19 protein-coding genes are annotated in these 19143 nt (G+C 72.5%); 6 read left to right on the top strand and 13 right to left on the bottom strand.

Going from position 1 to position 19143, the window contains the following annotated elements; translation table 11 throughout:
• Positions 1–111 precede the first annotated feature (111 nt).
• The 3 genes from IE251_RS01830 to IE251_RS01820 are packed head-to-tail and all read left to right on the top strand — an operon-like array spanning position 112 to position 3652.
• Positions 112–636 carry a PadR family transcriptional regulator gene (locus IE251_RS01830; protein ID WP_030616502.1) on the top strand — a complete coding sequence of 175 codons (525 nt, stop codon included), beginning with the start codon at positions 112–114 and terminating at the stop codon, positions 634–636.
• On the top strand, positions 633–1322 hold the full coding sequence (locus IE251_RS01825; RefSeq protein ID WP_189751117.1) for an ABC transporter ATP-binding protein: 690 nt from the start codon (positions 633–635) through the stop codon (positions 1320–1322). The genes IE251_RS01830 and IE251_RS01825 overlap by 4 nt, the downstream gene beginning before the upstream one ends.
• A complete protein-coding gene (locus IE251_RS01820; protein ID WP_189751116.1) occupies positions 1319–3652 on the top strand; it encodes an ABC transporter permease in 2334 nt (777 codons plus the stop codon). The genes IE251_RS01825 and IE251_RS01820 overlap by 4 nt, the downstream gene beginning before the upstream one ends.
• 63 nt (positions 3653–3715) lie before the next feature.
• On the opposite strand, the gene IE251_RS01815 is transcribed toward IE251_RS01820, so the two are convergent.
• Positions 3716–4663, bottom strand: coding sequence for a LysR substrate-binding domain-containing protein (locus IE251_RS01815; protein WP_189751299.1), 948 nt, complete (start codon positions 4661–4663; stop codon positions 3716–3718).
• Between the two features lie 139 nt (positions 4664–4802).
• Here IE251_RS01815 and IE251_RS01810 point away from each other — a divergent pair, with 139 nt between their 5' ends.
• Positions 4803–5357, top strand: a complete 555-nt coding sequence (locus tag IE251_RS01810; RefSeq protein WP_030778760.1) for a peroxiredoxin — start codon at positions 4803–4805, stop codon at positions 5355–5357.
• A 3-nt stretch (positions 5358–5360) separates the two neighbouring features.
• Positions 5361–5894 (top strand): alkyl hydroperoxide reductase, encoded by a 534-nt coding sequence (locus IE251_RS01805; protein ID WP_030616493.1) that lies wholly within the window; start codon positions 5361–5363, stop codon positions 5892–5894.
• Between the two features lie 21 nt (positions 5895–5915).
• Here the strand turns inward: IE251_RS01805 and IE251_RS01800 are convergent, their stop codons facing one another.
• The 6 genes from IE251_RS01800 to IE251_RS01775 all read right to left on the bottom strand — a co-directional run bounded on the left by IE251_RS01800 (position 5916) and on the right by IE251_RS01775 (position 14076).
• The gene (locus IE251_RS01800; RefSeq protein WP_189751115.1) at positions 5916–7352 is read right to left on the bottom strand and encodes an AI-2E family transporter; all 1437 of its coding nucleotides are present in this window, start codon (positions 7350–7352) and stop codon (positions 5916–5918) included.
• A gap of 151 nt (positions 7353–7503) precedes the next feature.
• Complete coding sequence (locus IE251_RS01795) at positions 7504–8220, bottom strand: aggregation-promoting factor C-terminal-like domain-containing protein (protein ID WP_491590675.1); 717 nt, start codon at positions 8218–8220, stop codon at positions 7504–7506.
• A gap of 399 nt (positions 8221–8619) precedes the next feature.
• On the bottom strand, positions 8620–9945 hold the full coding sequence (gene phoH2, locus IE251_RS01790; RefSeq protein WP_189751113.1) for an RNA 5'-3' helicase PhoH2: 1326 nt from the start codon (positions 9943–9945) through the stop codon (positions 8620–8622).
• 349 nt (positions 9946–10294) lie between these two features.
• Positions 10295–11068 (bottom strand): isoprenyl transferase, encoded by a 774-nt coding sequence (locus IE251_RS01785; protein WP_189751112.1) that lies wholly within the window; start codon positions 11066–11068, stop codon positions 10295–10297.
• A gap of 713 nt (positions 11069–11781) precedes the next feature.
• Positions 11782–12561: a class I SAM-dependent methyltransferase gene (locus IE251_RS01780; protein ID WP_189751111.1), complete on the bottom strand. Its 780-nt coding sequence runs from the start codon at positions 12559–12561 to the stop codon at positions 11782–11784.
• Between the two features lie 642 nt (positions 12562–13203).
• Positions 13204–14076, bottom strand: coding sequence for an LLM class flavin-dependent oxidoreductase (locus IE251_RS01775; protein ID WP_189751110.1), 873 nt, complete (start codon positions 14074–14076; stop codon positions 13204–13206).
• An 86-nt stretch (positions 14077–14162) separates the two neighbouring features.
• On the opposite strand from IE251_RS01775, the gene IE251_RS01770 reads away from it, so the two are divergent.
• Positions 14163–14561 carry a DUF192 domain-containing protein gene (locus IE251_RS01770; protein WP_189751109.1) on the top strand — a complete coding sequence of 133 codons (399 nt, stop codon included), beginning with the start codon at positions 14163–14165 and terminating at the stop codon, positions 14559–14561.
• Positions 14562–14580: 19 nt separating this feature from the next.
• On the opposite strand, the gene IE251_RS01765 is transcribed toward IE251_RS01770, so the two are convergent.
• The 6 genes from IE251_RS01765 to IE251_RS01740 form a co-directional block, all read right to left on the bottom strand.
• Positions 14581–15204 (bottom strand): OmpA family protein, encoded by a 624-nt coding sequence (locus tag IE251_RS01765; protein ID WP_189751108.1) that lies wholly within the window; start codon positions 15202–15204, stop codon positions 14581–14583.
• Between the two features lie 7 nt (positions 15205–15211).
• The gene (locus IE251_RS01760; RefSeq protein WP_189751107.1) at positions 15212–15793 is read right to left on the bottom strand and encodes a hypothetical protein; all 582 of its coding nucleotides are present in this window, start codon (positions 15791–15793) and stop codon (positions 15212–15214) included.
• Between the two features lie 17 nt (positions 15794–15810).
• Complete coding sequence (locus IE251_RS01755; RefSeq protein WP_189751298.1) at positions 15811–16524, bottom strand: pilus assembly protein TadG-related protein; 714 nt, start codon at positions 16522–16524, stop codon at positions 15811–15813.
• Positions 16521–16718 carry a Flp family type IVb pilin gene (locus IE251_RS01750; RefSeq protein WP_030616442.1) on the bottom strand — a complete coding sequence of 66 codons (198 nt, stop codon included), beginning with the start codon at positions 16716–16718 and terminating at the stop codon, positions 16521–16523. Before IE251_RS01750 ends, IE251_RS01755 begins: the two co-directional genes overlap by 4 nt.
• 113 nt (positions 16719–16831) lie before the next feature.
• The gene (locus IE251_RS01745; RefSeq protein ID WP_189751106.1) at positions 16832–17596 is read right to left on the bottom strand and encodes a response regulator; all 765 of its coding nucleotides are present in this window, start codon (positions 17594–17596) and stop codon (positions 16832–16834) included.
• An 11-nt stretch (positions 17597–17607) separates the two neighbouring features.
• Positions 17608–19134: a sensor histidine kinase gene (locus IE251_RS01740; RefSeq protein ID WP_373301961.1), complete on the bottom strand. Its 1527-nt coding sequence runs from the start codon at positions 19132–19134 to the stop codon at positions 17608–17610.
• Positions 19135–19143: the final 9 nt, after the last annotated feature.

Genomic DNA, 19143 nt, shown 5'->3' with positions numbered 1-19143 from the left:
ACTGTTACAAAACGCTGACAAAGGCGCCTCACCTGCGCCGACACGCTCCCGAGATGCCACTCTGCACCCGGTGTATACATGGTGGGTATACACGCTGTGTAGAGTGCCGCCATGTCCATCGGTCACACCCTCCTCGGGCTCCTGGAGTCCGGCCCACGCCACGGCTACGACCTCAAGCGGGCCTTCGACGAGAAGTTCGGTCACGACCGGCCGCTGCACTACGGCCAGGTCTACTCCACGATGTCCCGGCTGCTGAAGAACGGTCTCGTGGAAGTCGACGGGATCGAGGCCGGCGGCGGCCCCGAGCGCAAGCGGTACGCCATCACCGACGCCGGCATCACCGACGTCGAACGCTGGCTCGCCACCCCGGAGAAGCCGGAGGAGTACCTCCAGTCGACCCTCTACACCAAGGTCGTCCTCGCCCTCCTCACCCACCGCGACGCCGCCGACATCCTCGACACCCAGCGGTCCGAGCACCTGCGCAGCATGCGCATCCTCACCGACCGCAAGCGCAAGGGCGACCTCGCCGACCAGCTGATCTGCGACCACGCCCTGTTCCACCTGGAGGCCGACCTGCGCTGGCTGGAACTCACCGCCGCGCGCCTCGACAAGCTCCGTGCGGCGGTGACCCGATGACCCCTCCCCCCGGCTCCCTGCTCGCCGCCGAGAACCTGCGCAAGAGCTTCGGCCCCACCGTCGCGCTCGACGGCGCCGATTTCTCCATCCACCCCGGCGAGGTCGTCGCCGTGATGGGCCCCTCCGGCTCCGGCAAGTCGACGCTGCTGCACTGCCTGGCCGGCATCGTGCCGCCCGACTCCGGCTCCATCACCTACGCCGGCCGCGAACTCGCCGGCCTGAGCGACACCGAGCGCAGCGCGCTGCGCCGCCGCGACTTCGGGTTCGTCTTCCAGTTCGGCCAGCTGGTCCCGGAGCTGACCTGCGTGGAGAACGTGGCCCTGCCGCTGAGGCTGAACGGCAGCCCCCGCAAGGAGGCCGAGCGGGCCGCGCTCACCTGGATGGAACGCCTGGAGGTGGACGACCTCAAGGGCAAGCGGCCCGGCGAGGTCTCCGGCGGCCAGGGCCAGCGGGTCGCGGTGGCGCGGGCGCTGGTCACCGGGCCCCGGGTGGTGTTCGCCGACGAACCGACCGGCGCGCTCGACTCCCTCAACGGCGAACGGGTCATGGAGCTGCTGACCGACGCGGCCCGCTCCACCAACGCGGCCGTCGTGCTGGTCACCCACGAGGCCCGGGTGGCCGCCTACTCCGACCGGGAGATCGTCGTGCGCGACGGCAGGTCCCGGGACATGGAGCGCGCCATATGAACCTCCGGCAGTGGTCCAGGGACCTGGGCATGGGCGTCCGGTTCGCCGTCACCGGCGGGCGCGAGGGCTGGGTCCGGATGGTGCTGACGGCGGTCGGCGTGGGCCTGGGCGTGGCGCTGCTGCTGCTGACGACCGCGCTGCCGAACGTGCTGACGGCACGGCACCAGCGCGAGCAGGCCCGCACGGACCTCACCTACAGCGCGGCCGTGCCGCCGAAGGGCGAGAACACCGTGCTGGTCGGCATGGCCGACACCAAGTGGCACGACAAGGACGTCCGGGGCCGCTTCCTCGACCCGGAGGGCCCGCGGGCGCCGCTGCCGCCGGGCGTGGACCGCTTCCCCGCGCCGGGCGAGATGGTGGTCTCCCCCGCGCTGAAGAAGCTGCTCACCTCCGACGAGGGCGGGCTGCTGCGGGAACGGCTGACGGACCGGATCACCGGCACGATCGGCGAGCCCGGGCTGATCGGCTCGCACGAACTGGCCTTCTACGCGGGCGCGGACGACCTGGCGGTGCAGAAGGACAGCTCGCACGTGGTGCGGCTGACCGCGTTCGGGGACCGGCACCCGACACCCGAACGGGCCGACCCGGTCCTCATCATGATGACGCTGGTGGTGTTCGTCGCCCTGCTCACCCCGGTCGCCGTGTTCATCGCCGCGGCCGTGCGGTTCGGCGGCGAGCGGCGCGACCGCCGGCTGGCCGCGCTGCGGCTGGTCGGCTCCGACCGCCGAATGACCCGCCGGATCGCGGCGGGCGAGGCACTGGCCGGAGCCCTGCTCGGCCTGGTCGTCGGCACGGTGTTCTTCCTCGTCGGACGGCAGACGGCGGGCTCGGTGGAGGTGCTGGGCGAAAGCTTCTTCCCCAGCTATCTGAACCCCTCCCCCGCGCTGGTCGTCCTGGTCGCGGTGGCGGTCCCGGCCGCCGCGGTGGGGGTGACGCTGTTCGCGATGCGCGGGGTGGCCGTCGAACCGCTCGGCGTGGTGCGCACGGCCAAGCAGGCCCGGCGGCGCCTGTGGTGGCGGCTGCTGCTGCCCCTGGCGGGCCTCGCGCTGCTGTACCCGATGATCGGCAAGGGCCGGTCCAACGGCGACTTCAACGAATACCTGGTCGTCGGGGGCGTGCTGCTGCTCCTGGTCGGCGTCAGCGCACTGCTGCCCTGGCTGGTGGAGGCGGTCGTGGCCCGGCTCGGTACGGGCCCGGTCTCCTGGCAGCTGGCCGTACGCCGGCTCCAGTTGAGCAGCGGTACGGCGGCCCGCATGGTCAACGGCATCGCCGTGGCGGTGGCCGGGGCGATCGCGCTCCAGATGCTGTTCGCGGGTGTGGAAGGCCAGTACACCCGGGACACCGGCAAGGATCCGGAGCGGGCGTCGGTGGAGATCAACCTCTCGGACGGGGCCGCGCTGCCCGCGGCGGCCCGGGAGTTCCCCCGGACCAAGGGCGTCCGGGCGGCGGTGGCGATCTCCTCCGGCTCGATGGGCGACCGGCGCCGTGACCCCGGCTCCACGGTGGGCATCACCGTCGGCACCTGCGCCGCGCTGCGCGAACTGGCCCAGCTGCCGTCCTGCCGGGACGGTGACGTGTTCGTCGTCCCGGACGCGCGCGACGAGCCCGACGACCTGGCCCTCGCCCGGCCGGGCCGGCGCGGCTACATCGACGCCACCTATTCGGACGGCGTGCGCGGGCGCGAGATCCCCTGGACGGTACCGGCCGGAGTACGCCAGGTCAGCGCGCGCAAGGACGCGCTCCAGTCGTACGTCAACGGTCTGCTGGTCACCCCGTCCGCGCTGCCCGCCACGGCCGCGCCGACGCTGTACCACCAGGTCTACGTCCGCCTGGACCTGTCGGTGCCGGAAGCGGAGCAGTACGTGCGCAACACGGCGGCACGGGTGGACCGGCTCTCGTCCGTCTGGCACTGGACGGCGACCACCGCGTCCCGGAAGTACACCTCCCTGCGCACCGGCCTGTTCCTCGGCGCGGTCTGTGTGCTGCTGCTGATCGGGGCGAGCCTGCTGGTCTCCCAGCTGGAGCAGTTGCGCGAGCGGCGCAAGCTGCTGTCGTCGCTGGTCGCCTTCGGCACCCGGCGCCGCACCCTGGGGCTGTCGGTGCTGTGGCAGACGGCGGTACCCATCTCGCTCGGCCTGCTGCTGGCCTCGACGGTGGGCCTGGCCCTCGGTGCGGTGCTGCTGCGGATGACGGCCACGACGGTGACCGTCGACTGGGCGAGCGTGCTGTCGATGGCGGGCGCGGGCGCGGGAGTGGTCCTGGTGGTCACCTTGCTCAGCCTGCCGCCGCTGCTTCGGATGATGCGGCCGGAGGGCTTGCGTACGGAGTAGGCGGCGCCCGCGCCCGAAGGGGCGCGGGGAACTGCGCGCGCCCCACAGCCGCTCCCGGAAGCGCTAGTCGGAACCGTCCAGCACCCGTACCGGCAAAGCCCGCAGCGCGCCCCGTAGCGCCGCCGCCAGTTCCTCGTACTCCGCGGCGCGGGCCGCGCCCGCGCGCATGGCGAAGGCGACCCGGCGGCTCGGGGCGGGTTCGGCGAAGTAACCGGTGAGCAGCTGGCTGCTGCGGGAGGTCTCCAGCTTCAGCGCGGTGCGCGGCAGCAGCGTGCAGCCGAGGCCGCCCGCCACCAGCTGGACCAGCGTGGACAGCCCGGCGGCCGTGGTGGTGACCGGCGCGTCCTCGCGGCCCGCCTCCCGGCAGATGTCGAGGGCCTGGTCGCGCAGGCAGTGCCCCTCGTCCAGGAGCAGCAGGTGCAGCTCCTTCAGGGCCTCCCGGGGTATGCCCTCGCGGCCGCCGAGCCAGTGGTCGAGCGGCGTGACGAGCACGAAGTCCTCGTCGAACAGGGGGAGTTCGACCACGCCGGGGACACCGAGCGGCACCGCGAGCAACAGCAGGTCGAGCCGGCCGGAGAGCAGGCCGTCGAGCAGGCTGGCGGTCTGCTCCTCGTGCACCTGGAGGTCGAGCTGCGGGTAGCGCTCGTGCACCAGCCGGAGCACGGCGGGCAGCAGATACGGCGCGACGGTCGGGATCACCCCGAGGCGCAGCGCGCCCGTGAACGGGGCCCGGACCGCCTCGGCCTCCTCCATCAGCGCGCCGACCTCGTCCAGCACCGCCTTGGCCCGCACGGCCAGCCGCTCCCCCGCGGGCGAGAGCAGTACCTTGCGCGTCGTACGCTCGAGGAGGGTCACCCCGAGGGTCTCCTCCAGCGCGGAGACCGCGCCGGACAGGGCGGGCTGGCTCATCCCGATGGCCGCCGCCGCGTCCCGGAAGTGCAGATGCTCGGCGACGGCGACGAACGCCCGCAGCTGCGACAGCGTCGGCTGCCGTCGCCTCCCGTTGCCCATCGTCACTGATAAGCACCTCCAATCAACACGACCGAGTGTAGCTATTTCCCTAATCAATGCACCCTGTGCCACCATCGGCAGAGTCCAACCCCATGGGAAACGCCCCAAAAGGGAAGTTTCTTCGCTGCAAGGAGAGCCTGTGCTCACTGTCGGTGACAAGTTCCCCGAGTTCGATCTGACCGCCTGCGTCTCGCTCGAGAAGGGCAAGGAGTTCGAGCAGATCAACCACAAGTCCTACGAGGGCAAGTGGCTCGTGGTCTTCGCCTGGCCCAAGGACTTCACGTTCGTGTGCCCGACCGAGATCGCCGCGTTCGGGAAGCTGAACGACGAGTTCGCCGACCGCGACGCCCAGATCCTCGGCTTCTCCGGTGACTCCGAGTTCGTGCACCACGCCTGGCGCAAGGACCACCCGGACCTGACCGACCTGCCGTTCCCGATGATGGCGGACCCCAAGCACGAGCTGATGCGCGACCTCGGCATCGAGGGTGAGGACGGCTACGCCCAGCGCGCCGTCTTCGTCGTCGACCCGAACCACGAGATCCAGTTCACGATGGTCACCGCCGGTTCCGTGGGCCGTAACCCCAAGGAGGTCCTGCGGGTGCTGGACGCCCTGCAGACCGACGAGCTGTGCCCGTGCAACTGGTCCAAGGGCGACGAGACCCTCGACCCGGTCGCGCTGCTGGCTGGTGAGTGACCCGTGTCGCTCGACTCCCTGAAGTCCCGTATCCCGGACTACGCCAAGGACCTGAAGCTCAACCTGGGCTCGGTCATCGGCAACTCGGAGCTGCCGGCGCAGCAGCTGTGGGGCACGGTGCTGGCGACCGCGATCGCCTCCCGCTCCCCGATCGTGCTGCGTGAGCTGGAGCCGGAGGCGAAGGCGAACCTCTCGCCGGAGGCGTACCAGGCCGCCAAGTCGGCCGCCGCCATCATGGCGATGAACAACGTCTTCTACCGCACCCGGCACCTGCTGTCCGACCACGAGTACGGCACCCTGCGCGCGGGCCTGCGGATGAACGTCATCGGCAACCCGGGCGTGGAGAAGGTCGACTTCGAGCTGTGGTCGTTCGCGGTCTCCGCGATCAACGGCTGTGGCATGTGCCTGGACTCGCACGAGCAGGTGCTGCGCAAGGCCGGCGTGGAGCGCGAGACCGTCCAGGAGGCGTTCAAGATCGCCTCCGTGGTGCAGGCGATCGCCGTCACCGTGGACGCCGAGGCCGTCCTGGCCGAGTAGGACCCCTCCCGAAGACCCCGCTCACTCCTTGTGGGCGGGGTCTTCGTCGTCCCCGGCGCCCTTGCCCTCGGTGTTTCCGGAGTCCTCGGTGCCCTTGGCGTCCTTGGCGTCCTCTCCGATGGACTTCCCGGGCCCCTCGTCTGAGGCCGGAGCATCCGCTTCCTCCCCGTCGCCCCCGTCCTCCACGGCCGCATCGGACTGCTGCTGCGCGTACGTCCGCAGATAGCCCACCACCGTGTTCGTCACCGCGACCAGCGGTACGGCCACCACGGCGCCGCCGATGCCGGCCACCATGCCGCCGGCGGCCACGGTCAGGACCACCGCCAGCGGATGCACCCGGACCGCGCGGCCGAGAATGAACGGCTGGAGCACATGGCCCTCGATCTGCTGCACCGCGAGCACCACCACCAGCGTCATCAGCGCCGTGAACACGCCCTGGGTGACCAGTGCGACGATCACCGCGAGCGCGCCGGAGGCGACCGCGCCGACCAGCGGGATGAACGAGAACAGGAAGATGAACACGGCCAGCGGGACGGCCATCGGCACGTCCAGGAAGTAGATGCCGATGCCGATGAAGATCGCGTCGATGAGGGCGACCAGCACCGTGCCGCGCACATAGGCGGTCAGCGTGCGCCAGGCCCGCGGGCCGGCCCCGGCCACGCCCGGGCGGGCGGCGGCGGGCACCAGCTTCAGGAACCACTCCCAGATGCGCTTGCCGTCGTAGAGCAGGAAGAGCGTCGAGAAGAACACCAGCAGTATGCCGGTGAGGGCCTCCACGATGACCTGGACGCCCTCCAGGCCCGCGGACGTTATCTGGTCGGCGTTGGCGCCGATCGCCTCGCGGAGGTTCTTGGCGATCTGGTTGATCTGCTTGTCGGTGACGTGGAAGGGGCTCTTCAGCAGCCAGTTGCGCAGGTCGTCGATGCCGGACTGGATCTGGTTGGAGAGCGTGTCGATGTTCTCCATGACCTGCCAGGTCACGAACCAGCCCATGAGGCCGATGACGACGAAGCCGCTGATGGCGGTGAGCGCGGTGGCCGGGCCGCGCGGCACCCCGCGCCGGGTGAGCCGGGCGACCGTCGGCTGGAGCAGGGCGGTGACCAGCAGGGCGATGACGAACGCGAACACCACCAGCTGGACCGCGCTGATGACCCGCATCAGCACCCACAGGGTGCCGGCCAGCACCAGCAGCCGCCAGCCCGCCTCGGCGGCGACCCGGACACCCCAGGGCACGGCCTCGGCGGGATCCGGCCGGCGGCCGGGCGTGGCCCGGCGGGCGGGTGCCGCGGACCGGCGGGCGGGCGGGGTCGCCGGATCGGCTGCGGGCACCTGGGCCGCCGGTTCGGGACCGGGCTCGTCCCGCTCCTTCTCGACCTCCGCGCGCCGCTCGTCCAGCCGCTCGCTCATCTCGGCCAGACCACGTCCGATCCGGCCCAGCCATCGTGGCACTCGCGCCATGCTCCGTCCTCTTCCCCCGCGTCCCCGCGTGCTCGCCACCACTCCCCCGTGGAGTCGTCCGCATAAGACCGTACAGGGCGAAAGCCCTCCCCCTGGGGACGGGGAAGGGCTGCGCGAGGCCGAGCCGGGGCCGGGCGGGCCGGCGGGTGGCCTAGTACCAGTGGTTGGCCTGCCAGAACGACCAGGCCTGGCAGGGGCTGCCGTACCGCTCGTTCATGTAGTTGAGGCCCCACTTGATCTGGGTCGCCGGGTTGGTCCGCCAGTCGGCGCCGGCCGAGGCGTACTTGCCGGCGGGCAGGGCCTGGAAGAGACCGTAGGCACCGGAGGAGGCGTTGACCGCCTGGTAGTTCCAGCTGGACTCGTGGTCCACGATGTTGCTGAAGCACTGGAACTGGCCGCCGGCCACCATCTGGCGCGCCATCGCCTGGATCTGCGCCACGCTGTAGCTGCCCTGGACCGGGAAGCTGGAGGAGTCGCGGACGTCGGTCCCGCCACGGCTGGCCGCGGCCTTGGCCTCGAGGCGCTCCTTGGCTTCCTTGGCGGCCTGGGCCGCCTTCTCCTCGGCGGCCTTCTTCTTCGCGATCGCGGTGTCGGCGGCCGCCTTGCGGGCCGCCTCCTCGGCGTCCTTCTTGGCGCTCGCGTCCGCGGCGATGGCCTGAGCGTCGGCCTGCTGCGTCAGGGACGCGGTCTGCACCTGCGCCTGCTGACCCGCGGGTATGTCCGCGAGGAGCGTGGTGTCGGCTGCCGTCGCCTCGGCGGCGTCGTTGGTCTGCGCGGTGCTGCCCGAGGCAACGCCGACGACGCTTCCGACAGCGGTGACCGCGGTGGCCGAGGCCACTGCGAATCCCCGGACCGAAATCCGGCTCACACGGTTTCCTTCCAGCATCGCCCGCTTCGGTGACCCTGGCGGACGCGATCGTGCCCCTGACACAGGCCTCCCAACTGCGGGGTCACGGGAGGCGCGGGCCCGGTGGGCAACTCCCCTGCGGGGAGCGCCGCGTGGTGCTCGGGCGGCATACGACGACTCTATGGAGTTGGTGGGGCCTGCGGGGCGCCGTGCCGCTGGGGGCACGACTGTGTCGTATGCGGGGCCTGACAGGAACGAGACTCTGCCGTAACCGGACGCCGTGTGGCAATTCTGTGTTGCGTGTGAAAGCTCACATCCCGTTTGGCCCAGGGGATTTCAGGAAAGTCCCACGCACGACGGCGCCGCCCGGCTAGGCTCTTGAGCCTTTGCCGGACGGCGCCAATCGAGGGCGGGGCCGGATCAGATGTGGCCGTCCTCCAGCATCTCGGTCACGAGCGCGGCGATCTGGGACCTCTCGGACCGGGTCAGCGTGACATGGGCGAAGAGCGGATGCCCCTTCAGCTTCTCCACCACGGCGACGACTCCGTCGTAGCGGCCCACCCGCAGATTGTCCCGCTGGGCCACGTCATGGGTGAGGACCACCCGTGAGCCCGCGCCGATCCGGGACAGCACGGTCAGCAGGACGTTCTTCTCCAGCGACTGCGCCTCGTCCACGATCACGAACGCGTCGTGCAGCGAGCGGCCGCGGATGTGGGTCAGCGGGAGCACCTCCAGCATCCCGCGCGCGGTGACCTCCTCGATGACCTCGCGGCTGGTGACCGCGGAGAGGGTGTCGAAGACGGCCTGCGCCCACGGGCTCATCTTCTCCGCCTCGGTGCCCGGCAGATAGCCCAGGTCCTGCCCGCCGACGGCGTACAGCGGCCGGAAGACCATCACCTTCTGGTGCTGACGGCGTTCCAGCACCGCCTCCAGGCCCGCGCACAGCGCCAGCGCCGACTTGCCGGTGCCGGCCCGGCCGCCCATCGAGACGATCCCGATGTCCGGGTCCAGCAGCAGGTCGAGGGCGATGCGCTGCTCGGCGCTGCGGCCCTTGATGCCGAACGCCTCCCGGTCGCCGCGCACCAGGCGGACGTTGCCCTCGGCGGTGACCCGGCCGAGCGCCTTGCCGCGCTCGGACTGGATGGTCAGGCCGGTGTGCACGGGCAGACCGGCCGCCTCCGGGACGTACACGTGTCCTTCCTCGAAGAGGATGTCCACCTGTTCGCCGGGCAGGCTGAGCTCCGACATCCCCGTCCAGCCGGAGTTCTCCGTGATGGCGAGTTCGGCCCGGTACTCCTCGGCGAGGAGCCCGACGGAGGACGCCTTGATCCTCAGCGGCAGGTCCTTCGACACGACGGTGACGTCGTACCCCTCGGCCTGGAGGTTGCGGGCCACCGCGAGGATGCGGGAGTCGTTGTCGCCCAGTCGGTAGCCCGTGGGCAGGACGCTGGGGTCCGAGTGGTTGAGCTCGACCCGGAGCGTTCCGCCGAGGTCCCCGGTCGGGATGGGGGCGTCGAGGCGGCCGTGCCGGACCCGGTAGTCGTCCAGCAGGCGCAGGGCCTGCCGGGCGAAGTAGCCGAGCTCGGGGTGGTGCCGCTTGGCCTCCAACTCCGTGACCACCACGACGGGGAGCACGACCTCGTGTTCCTCGAAGCGGGTCAGGGCGTTCGGGTCGGCCAGCAGGACGCTGGTGTCGAGAACATAGGTGCGCCGGTCGGGCTTGTGGCGCTTTGTGCTGGTCACCACGGAAGGACGTACCCCCTCGGATGTGGTCGGGGAGCGACGAGGAGTTGCTGGACCGGTGTCTGGCCCCCGCGCACGGCGGGCCGTGAACCGGCCCTCCGCGGCTGATTCCGTGCCGTGACCGCACGGTCGGGCTGGTGCAAAGGGCCTCCCGGGCGGACGGCCCCGAGCCGCCCGCTGAGAACCGACGCCCGTGGTTCGGGTGTCGACCTGTTGGGTTTATGCCCTCGAACAGGCGCGGCCATGCAAATGCGGCCACCGGCGGACCGGTGAACTCCTTGTTACGTCCGCGCCAATCGGCGGACACGACGACGCCCCGTCACCGGGCGGCGACGGGGCGGTGCGGGGCCGGTCAGCCGCCGTAACGGCGGTGACGTGCGGCGTAGTCGCGCAGGGCGCGCAGGAAGTCGACCTTCCGGAAGGCCGGCCAGAAGACCTCGCAGAAGTAGTACTCGGAGTGAGCGGTCTGCCAGAGCATGAATCCGGACAGCCGCTGTTCGCCGCTGGTGCGGATGACCAGGTCCGGATCGGGCTGGTCGCCGGTGTAGAGGTGACGGCCGATCATGTCGATGTCGACGGACTCGGCGAGGTCCTCCATCGACAGGCCCCGCTCCTGCGCCTCGTGCAGCATGGAGCGCACGGCGTCGGCGATCTCCTGCCGGCCGCCGTAGCCGATGGCCACGTTGACGAGTATGCCGTCGTTGTGGGCGGTGGCCTCCTCGGCCTCCTTCAGCGTGCGCTGCATGCCGGCGGGCAGCAGGTCCATCGCGCCGACGTGGTGCACCCGCCAGCGGCCGTCGGCGACGAGGGTGCGCACGACGTCCTCGATGATGCCGAGCAGGGGGACCAGTTCCGCCTGCGGCCGTTCGAAGTTGTCGGTGGACAGCAGCCACAGCGTGACCACCTCGACGTCGGTCTCGGAGCACCAGCCGAGGAACTCCGTGATCTTGTCGGCGCCGGCCCGGTGCCCGTGCTCGGTGCTGGAGCCGGACGCCTTGGCCCAGCGGCGGTTGCCGTCCACGATGACGCCGATGTGCTTGGGCACCTGAGCGTGATCCAGGTGACCTTCCACCCGGCGTGCGTAGAGCCTGACGAGCAGACCGCGCAGCTTGTCGCGCAGGTTCACGTGACCCTCCGGGGGTTGGGCGCGGGGTAGGGGGTGCCGGAGCCGTAGGGGGAGCCGGAGTCGTTGAGCCTACCGCTGCCGGAGGCCCGGTCCGGTCCGGGGTTTGGCCATGCGGCGGTGTCGTACGCCGCCGGGGCCGCGCCCCTTTCGGGGGGACGCCGGGCCGGGGCCGGGCGGTTCCGGAACCCGGCCGTCCTCGGCCATGAAAAAACGGGCCGGTCCGTGGGGGGGAGACGGACCGGCCCGAGGGGGGGTTTCCACCATAACCCTTCGTAAGGGCTGGTGGGTGCATCGACGCCCAACAACTACTCTCCGGAATCGCACGACGACGCCGGGGCGGTTACGGAATGCGGGATTCAGGGGTGTTCCTGGGGTGGTTCACAGTGGATTCGCAGGAAAATGCGGCCGGATGCAAATGGATTCGCAAGGGTTGGGCCGTTCTGGGGGAATCAGCGAGATGTCGCCCGGGTCCCTCCGACGGGCGACCCCGCCGACGCGGGGCGGACTTGACCGTTCCGCTACGGCGCCGGGGCCGGGGCCGGTCCCCCGGCGGTGCCCCGAGGCGGCTTCACGGCACCGCGCGGCCCCCTCCACCGCGCGGTGCCGACCGCGCGGCTTTGCCGACGCGAATTACCTTGGTCTGAACTTACGTGACCTGTGGGACGCATGTGAACGCGGGGCGATAACAATGTGGAAACCCGGTTCCCTCGGCGTTACGGCTTGCGTACGTCGAAGAGATGCCGGGTGCTGTGCGCGACGAACGGCCCCTCGTTCCGGATCCGCTCGTGCAGTGCCCTCAGCCGTGACGCGTGGGCCTCGACCGTGAAGCCCGGGACCATCCAGACGACCTTGCGCAGGAAGTGGACGACGGCGGCGATGTCGTGGAACTCCATCCGCAGCCGCTCCGCCCGCAGGACGGCCACCTCCAGCCCCGCCGCCTCGGCGTCGGCCCGCTCCCGCTCGGGGTCACGGGCGCGGCGCACCTCCTCCGGCTGGGGCCCGAGGAAGTACTCGACCAGCTCGAAGACGCTGGCGGGCCCCACGTGCTGGGCGAAGTACGTCCCGCCGGGCCGCAGCACCCGGGCGATCTCCGCCCAGTGCGGACGCACCGGGTGCCGGCTGAGCACCAGGTCGAACGCCTCGTCGGCGAAGGGCAGCGGCGCGTCGTCCGGGGCGGCGACCACGACGACGCCGCGGGGCCGCAGCAGGGCGGTGGCCCTGGCCACGTTCGGCGGCCAGCCCTCGGTCGCCGCCACCAGCACCGGCCGGGCCGGCTCCGCCCGCCCGAGCGCGAAGTCCAGCACCTCCCCGCCACCGGTCTGGATGTCCAGCGCCGCCTCGGCCCCCGCCAGCCGCTCCCCCGCCGACCGGGCGTACCCCCACGACGGCCGCGCCTCACTGGCCCGCCCCTCGAACCACGAGAAGTCCCACCCCTCGGTGGGCACGGCGGCCCCCTCGGCCACGAGGTCCTCGAAGGAACGTTCGACACTCATACGGCCATGATCCCAGGGAAGCGGCGCGGGGGCCTGCGGATTTCCGGCGCCGGATGATCTCCGCGGGCCGGGCCGGCCGGCGGGCCCTGCACGGGGCCTGGACCGGGCGTCGGGTCCCGCACGCGGGCAGCCGACCCGTCGGAGTGACCCGGAGAGGCGGCGACCGGCGGGTCGGTCCCGCACACGACAGCCAACCCGACGAGGCAACCCGGAGAGGCGGCGACCGGCGGGTCGGTCCCGCACGCGGGCAGCCGACCCCACGGGGCGACCCGGAGAGGCGGCCGACGGGTCCCGCACACGACAGCCAACCCGACGAGGCCCCGGAGAGGCGACGACCGGCGGGTCGGTCCCGCACACGACAGCCAACCCGACAGGGCGACCCGAGGTAGCGGCGGCCAGCGGGTCCCGCACGCGAGCAGCCGGCCCATCGGGGTGACCCGAGGTAGCGGCGGCCAGCGGGCCCCGCACGCGGGCAGCCGGCCCATCGGGGCGACCCGGGGACGCGGCGGTCGGTCGGGGGCGTCGCTGCGGGGCGCGACCGGGGAGCCGGTGGCCCCGCTCGTCCCGTCGGTCATGCGGGGGCACTGTGGCAGGCGCCACTGGCAACCGGGCCCGGCCCGCGGCGACGGCCCGGTCAGTGGATCAGCGGATCAGGGGTGCGACCTGCTCCGCCGTGAAGCGCACGAAGGCCTCCGGGTCGGGTTCGTCGGCCGTCGGCTGGAGGACGACGGTGTCCGCGCCGGCCTCGGCGAGGCGCCGTACCGCGTCGGCCACCGCCTTCGCGTCCCCGGCGACGCCCAGGTCCGGCACCGACGCCAGGCCCTGGGCGGCGAGGTCGGCGCGCAGCCGGGACTCGGCGTCGGCGCCCGTGGCGGCCAGGAGGTAGACGACGATCCGGTGCGCGCCGGTACGGCCGGCCGACCGGCGCCCCTCCTCGATCAGCTCCCGGGCCCGCCGTACGCCGTCCGGCGGCGTGGCGGAGGTGAGGAGGGTGCCGTCGGCCTTCTCGCCGGTGAGCCGGAGCGTACGGGGTCCGGTGGCGCCCGCGAGGACGTCCACCGGGCGCGGCGGCGGCCAGTCGAGGGCGACGTCGTCCAGCTGGACGTACCGCCCGCGCATGCTGAGCCGCTCCCCGCGCAGCAGGGCGCGCAGGGCGTCGAGGTGTTCGCCGAGCAGGCCGAGCGGCGAGGCGGCCCGGGCGCCGACCTGGCCCATCCAGTCCTGCACGCCGTGTCCGACGGTCAGGACGGCCCGCCCGGGGAACATGCGCTCCAGCGAGGCCGCCTCCATCGCGGTGACGGCCACGTTCCGCAGCGGCACGGGCAGCAGCCCGATGCCGACCCGCACCCGTTCGGTCCAGGCGAGCGCGGCGGCGGCCGTGGACACGCCGCCCTCCAGGAAGCAGTCCTCCCACAGCCACAGTTCGTCGAGCCCCGTCTCGTCCGCGACGCGGGCGACGGCCCTGAGTCGCTCGGGAGGAAGCTGGGGGCGGAATACGGCACCGAGTCCTGTCATAGCGCCCTTCCTAGTGGGGAGGACGGGAAAGGACAACGCATTTACGGGCCTGCGAAGTTGGCGGCCACGAGAGCGGAGGGCGGGTCATGGGGCGCTGGCGGGACGGGCGGGGGCTGCTGACCGTGCGGGCGGACACCGGGGAGGTGCCGGCCGCCTCCGTCCCCCTGGAGATCGCGACCTCCTACCGGGCCCGTACCAGGGGTCTGCTGGGCCGGGACACGGTGGCCGGGGCGATGCTGCTATCACCGGCGAGCGGGGTGCACACGTTCGGGATGCGGATCCCGATCGACGTGGCCTACCTGGACCGCCGCCTCACCGTCATCGCCGTGCGCACGATGCCCCCGGGCCGCCTGGGCCTGCCGCGCCCGCGCGCCCGGCACGTGCTGGAGGCGGCGGCCGGGGCGATGGCGGGGTGGGGGGTACGGGCGGGCGTACGGGTGGAAGTGGAAACGGAGGCGGAGGCGGAGGCGGAGGCAGAGGGGTGACCCGTGGCCGCCGGTCCGGTCACTGGCCGGTGCGGGGGAACGACACCTCGACGCGGCGGTTCTTCTTCCGGCCGGCCTCGGTGGCGTTGTCGGCGATCGGGTACTGCTCGCCGTAGCCGCGGACGTCGAAGGTGATGGACGGGGTGTTCAGGTCCTGGTCCAGCACGGCCTGTACGGCGTTGGCGCGCCGCTTGGACAGGGCGACGCCGTGGGTGGTGGTGCCGAGGCTGTCGGTGAAGCCGAAGACGCGGACCCGGGTGGCGCGCTGTTTCCTGATCTCCTCGGCGATGACGGCGATGCGGGTCCTGGCCTCCTCGCCGACACTGGCGCTGTCCTTGCCGAACAGCACCTCGGACTGGAGGGCGAAGGTCACGTCGGCGTTGGTGTCCTCGCGCCGCTCGTCCCCGCTCTGCTCCTCCACGACCAGCTTGATGTCCAGCACCTTGGCCTCGGCGAGCGTGGCGCCTTCGGGGAGCTTGAGGTCGGGGTCGGTCGGGTCGGGGTCGACGGGGGCGGCCGCGGTGGGTTCGGTCAGGGGCGGCTCGCCGGGGCCGGTGCCGTCGGCGGCGGCCGGGGCGGCGGGCAGGTTCAGGACGCACAGCAGCAGGGCGCCGGCGAGGGCGAGGCGGGGTGTGGTGGTCATGTGTGCCTCACCCGGAGACCTTGATGCCGGCGGAGGTGAACGTCGGCAGCTGGAAGTCCATGTCGGTGACGCCGGCCGGGGGCGCCGGGAACTGCATGAAGACGGCCAGGGTGGCGCCGGACTTCAGGGTGGTGAAACCGGTGGTCGTCAGCGGCCGGCCCTCGGTGTCCCGCAGCACGTAGTACCGCTTCTTGCCCTTCGGGTCGACCAGTGTGGCCCCGCCGAGCGATCTGCCGTTCTTGATGATCTCGGTCTCGTTGCCGCTCAGCGCGGAGGGGATGACGGCGGTCCGGGCCCCGTCGTTCTTCAGTGTGCCGTTGACCGTCACGAAGCCGCCCGAGTCGCGCTGGGCGGAGGTGATCCGCAGCAGCAGGCCGTCCGACCCGCGCAGTTCCGCCAGCGGCTGTTCGGGGTCGCCCTCCTGGGTGCTCGGGCCCGGGTCGTCGGCGGTTGCGGCGGACGCCGGTCCGCTCGGCTTGTCCTCCCCGCCCCCGCCTCCCCCGCAGCCGCTCACCCCGACGGCCACACCGGCCGCAACGGTCAAGGCGACCAGCCCTCTGCGGGCCTTCGCAGCGAACCGCATGCTCATCACTGTCGCTTCCTTCGTCATCGGTCGTTCGCCGGGGAGTCGGCCAGGTGGACGTCGAAGAGGTCCTCGGGCCCCGGCAGCTCCGTGGTGTCGTCCGGCTCGGGATGCCAGACCTTGTCCTCGCAGGTGAGCGGGGGCAGCGGGGTGTCGTCGGGCTCGGGGGGCCGCTGCCCGTCCCCGGGCGGCGCCGAGCCGTCTCCGGGGGGCGCGGAACCCTCTGCGGGGGGCGCCGTCGGCTCCTCGGAAGGCCCGGGCGGACCGGGCGGACCGGGCGGCGTCTCGGGTGGTGTGCAGAGCGGTTCTATGACGGCCCTGGCGTGCGCCGTCGCGTGCACGTTCTCGGTGCCGGGGACGATGGAGTCGCCCACGGACTTGTCCGTCCGGGCGTCGACCACATAGCTCAGCGGCGCGTCGAACTCGCAGCGCACCGCCGCGTCGTTCAGCGCGGCGAGCTGATCGGCGCGCCAGCAGGAATCGCCGGCGCCCGCCCCCTCGAAGATGGCCCCCCAGCTCGCCGGGTCGTCCAGGTTCTCCCGCCACAGGTCCGCCAGCTGGTCGCGGGTCTCCTGCGCCGCCGCCAGGGCCGCCGCGTCCGCCGCCGTCTGGGCGCCGCCGCGGTTGACGGCCGCCTGGCCGACCGCGAGGTACGCCAACGCGAGAAAGAGCAGGCCCGCCACCACCGTGAGGTAGATGGGGAAGGCCTGCCCCGTGTCGTGCCGTGCGCGGATCAGCCGCCGGTGACCTCGGCGATCTTGTTGGTGATCGCGTCGTAGATCGACTGGCCGATGCTCGTGCCGGTGATCGCCAGGACGATCGCGACGACCACCGCGATGATGCCGAGGTACTCCACCGCGGTCTGTCCCCGGTCGCCGCGCGCGGCCCGGGACTGCAGATACGCGGCGGTGGTGCGGAACCATTTGCTCACGGTCTTCCCCTCCAGCTTCGCCTCCGGTCCGGGCACCGTACGGCCGGCCGCTCCCGCCCCCGAAGGGCCCCAGGGCCCAACCGCGGACCCATTCGCTCCGCCGCGCCGTCATCTCACGCCACCCCCAGCCACTTCGCGGTCGCCTGGGACCTGGTGGTGCTGTGGAGCTTGGCGAAGATGCGGTTGATGTGGTTCTTGACCGTCTTCTCGGTGATGAAGCAGGCGGCGGCGATCTGCTGGTTGGTCATGCCGGACGCGATGAGGTCCATGATCTCCGCCTCCCTCTCGCTCAGCCGGAACCGCGAGCGGAACGACTGTGCCACAGGTGATTGCAATCGCGAAAGAGCCAAGGGTTCGGAAATGGCCGACGTTTCAGGGAAGTTGGGTCCGGAGTGTGCAGACGCATCGGACCGGAGCGCCGTCAGCAACGCCCTGGTCGCCCCGGGCGTCACCTGCGGGCGCCCCTCCCGTACGTCCCGTACCGCCCGCACCAGCTGCTCCGTCGTGAACTCGCCGTGCACCAGGTATCCCCCCGCGCCCAGCCGCAGCGCCTCCCGTACGGTCTCCGTCTCGTGGCTGTAGGTGAGCATCATGACGGGGGCCAGCGGCACCAGATGGGGCAGTGCCGAGATGCCGTCCACGCCGGGCATGCGGACGTCGAGCAGGATGACGTCCGGCCGGTGCCGCAGCGCCGCCTCGTACGCCTCCCGGCCGTCGCGCGCCTCGGCCACCACCGTGGTCCCGGCGCCGTCCGAGAGCAGGGCCGTGAGGCCGGCCCGGACCACCGGGTTGTCGTCGGCGACCAGCAGCCGCAGCGGCGGGGCGGCCGGGGCCGGCGGCGGGAAGCCGGGCCGGGACGTGCTGGGCAAGGGCCGCATGGTGCCTCCTCTCAGGGGTTGACGGGGGCCTGGGGCGCGGGCCGGGGCAGGGGGATGTCCAGGCGCACTTCCGTGCCCCGGTCGTGCGTGCCCCTGCCGATCCGGATGCGGGCGCCCGCCTGCGCGGCCCGCTCGACCATGCCGAGCAGCCCGAAGTGACCCTGGTCGCGCAGCCGTTCCAGCGTGGTGCCGGGCGGCAGGCCGGTGCCGTCGTCGTGGATCGCGAGGCCGAGCAGCTCTCCGTCGAGCGTCGCCCGTACGTCCACCCGGCCGGCGGACGCGTGGCGGTGGGCGTTCTCCAGGGCCTCGGTGGCGATGGCGAGGACGTGCCGGGCCACGGGCGCGGGCAGGGGCGGCAAGGGAGCGGGGTGGTCCGCCGGCCAGTGGCAGGTGACCTTCAGACCGGTGCGCCGGGCGAACTCCTGGGCCCGGTAGGACAGGAGGTGCCAGAACGAGATCTCCTCCGGCGCCGGCGCCGGGTCCCGGCGCAGGTCGGCCAGCAGTTCCCGGGACTCCGCCGCCGCCCGGCGCGCCGAGCGGGAGACCAGCTCCGCCTGCTGCCGGACGCGGGCGGGGTCCGGGGCGCCGGCCGACGCGGTCGCCGCCAGTCCGTCGGCGGCGAGGGCCACGCCGTACAGGGTCTTGGCCACGGAGTCGTGCATCTCCCGTGCCAGCCGGGCGCGTTCTGCGCTCACCGCCTCCGCCGCCGCGAGCCGGGCGCGCGCCGTGGTCAGGGCCTCGGTGGCGGCGCCGAAGCGGAGCATCAGACTGCGCAGGGTGGAGCCCATGGCGCCCGCGATGACGCACAGGCCGGGCAGCAGCAGGGCCTCGGCGACGGGCTCGGGCCGGCCGGCCTTCAAGGTGGTGTGGACCAGCAGCAGGATCAGGGCTTGCAGCGAGGCGAAGCAGGCCGCGCCGCGCCAGCTGTAGACCAGGCCGGCCAGCAGCGGGGTGCAGACGCTGACGTAGGCGAGGGTGGTGTCCGGGCCCGCCGAGACCAGGAGGAAGGAGCCGAAGAGGGTGTCGGCGGCCAGCAGGCTGGGGTGGCGCAGCAGCAGGGGGCCGAACCGCTCCCAGTCGCGGAAGAGGACGTACGACACCATGACGGTGACGACCACGGCCGTGCCGGCCAGGCGGACGCCCAGGCCGGGGGCCGCGTTGAGCAGGGCGGCGGGCGCCGATACGACGATCATGGCCAGCCGGAATCCGAAGACCTGCCGGCACATCGCCTGAAGGGCACTGACCTGGAGCTTCTCGGAGGGCTCGGCCGACGGAACGGGCTCGGCCGACGGCACAGGCCCGGCCGACGGCACAGGCTCACGCGCCGCCCGCTCCGGCCGCACCCGGGAACCTCCGGCATCGACCCGCGCCCCGGAACCTCCGGCATCCGCCCGCGCCCCGGAACCTCCGGCACCGGCCCGCCTCAGCCACGCCCCCGGGGGGCCGGCACCCGGACGCCCCGGCCCTGCCCGGCGCCGCCCGCCGCCCGTCCTCCGTAACCGCTCCAGTAAGCGCGCCCCCCTGCCCGTCACCTCCATCACCGTCAC

This window comes from Streptomyces eurythermus (assembly GCF_014649115.1).
Classification (GTDB): Bacteria; Actinomycetota; Actinomycetes; order Streptomycetales; family Streptomycetaceae; genus Streptomyces; species Streptomyces eurythermus.
This window is presented reverse-complemented; position numbering and strand designations above follow the sequence as displayed.

Excerpts from the sequence above, each read along its gene's own strand:
- IE251_RS01745 (WP_189751106.1), bottom strand. The coding sequence starts at position 17,596 with ATGCGGCCCTTGCCCAGCACGTCCCGGCCCGGCTTCCCGCCGCCGGCC.
- IE251_RS01760 (WP_189751107.1), bottom strand. The coding sequence starts at position 15,793 with ATGAGCATGCGGTTCGCTGCGAAGGCCCGCAGAGGGCTGGTCGCCTTG.
- IE251_RS01815 (WP_189751299.1), bottom strand. The coding sequence starts at position 4,663 with ATGGGCAACGGGAGGCGACGGCAGCCGACGCTGTCGCAGCTGCGGGCG.
- IE251_RS01770 (WP_189751109.1), top strand. The coding sequence starts at position 14,163 with ATGGGGCGCTGGCGGGACGGGCGGGGGCTGCTGACCGTGCGGGCGGAC.
- IE251_RS01775 (WP_189751110.1), bottom strand. The coding sequence starts at position 14,076 with ATGACAGGACTCGGTGCCGTATTCCGCCCCCAGCTTCCTCCCGAGCGA.
- IE251_RS01830 (WP_030616502.1), top strand. The coding sequence starts at position 112 with ATGTCCATCGGTCACACCCTCCTCGGGCTCCTGGAGTCCGGCCCACGC.
- IE251_RS01780 (WP_189751111.1), bottom strand. The coding sequence starts at position 12,561 with ATGAGTGTCGAACGTTCCTTCGAGGACCTCGTGGCCGAGGGGGCCGCC.
- IE251_RS01825 (WP_189751117.1), top strand. The coding sequence starts at position 633 with ATGACCCCTCCCCCCGGCTCCCTGCTCGCCGCCGAGAACCTGCGCAAG.
- IE251_RS01740 (WP_373301961.1), bottom strand. The coding sequence starts at position 19,134 with ATGGAGGTGACGGGCAGGGGGGCGCGCTTACTGGAGCGGTTACGGAGG.
- IE251_RS01765 (WP_189751108.1), bottom strand. The coding sequence starts at position 15,204 with ATGACCACCACACCCCGCCTCGCCCTCGCCGGCGCCCTGCTGCTGTGC.
- IE251_RS01800 (WP_189751115.1), bottom strand. The coding sequence starts at position 7,352 with ATGGCGCGAGTGCCACGATGGCTGGGCCGGATCGGACGTGGTCTGGCC.
- IE251_RS01820 (WP_189751116.1), top strand. The coding sequence starts at position 1,319 with ATGAACCTCCGGCAGTGGTCCAGGGACCTGGGCATGGGCGTCCGGTTC.